This is a genomic window from Pseudoalteromonas sp. MelDa3 (assembly GCF_002863625.1).
Classification (GTDB): domain Bacteria; phylum Pseudomonadota; class Gammaproteobacteria; order Enterobacterales; family Alteromonadaceae; genus Pseudoalteromonas; species Pseudoalteromonas arctica.
Genome location: NZ_PJBR01000217.1, coordinates 1 through 599, shown reverse-complemented (window position 1 = coordinate 599; position 599 = coordinate 1). Strand labels below are relative to the sequence as shown.

Below are 599 nucleotides of genomic sequence, written 5' to 3'. Positions count from 1 at the left end.
ACGATATTTTAAACTTGTATAATGACTACCCTGGTCTGAATGAAACATCAGTCCTGTCGGTTTTCCTCTGCTTTCATACGCGAGTTCAAGCGCTCTTAGCGTTAAGTTAGTATCTGGCGACAGCGACATTGCCCAACCAACGACTTTACGTGCAAATAAATCAATAACGACCGCTAAATAAGCCCAGCGATTACCTGTCCAAATATACGTCACATCACCACACCATACGGTATCTGGCTCAACAACATCAAACTGCCTATCTAGCAAATTTGGGATTTCAAGGTGTTCATTACCGCCGCGTTTATATGAATGTTGAGGTACTTGGCAGCTTTCAAGCTTTAATTTAATCATTAGCTTAGCTGCACGATAACGGCTCAATTCAAAATCATTGTTCGTTGCTATTGCTGCGATTGTCCGTGCCCCTGCTGAACCACCACTCATCGCATGTATTGCTTTTACTTCAGCCTCTAACCTTACTTGTTCAAGTGTCGGCGTTGTATCGCGTATGACCCAGTATTTATAGCTGCTGCGATGCACATTGAATACACTACATAGCACACTAATTGGATAACGCTCTCGTTGATTTAATTTCTCAATTA

The 599-nt window shown here is 42.1% G+C and carries 1 protein-coding gene; it reads right to left on the bottom strand.

The annotated features are described in order from the left end of the window. Nucleotides 1-599 (bottom strand): IS3 family transposase (locus CXF89_RS19215; protein ID WP_180961429.1); only part of this gene is annotated, 599 nt, incomplete at both ends.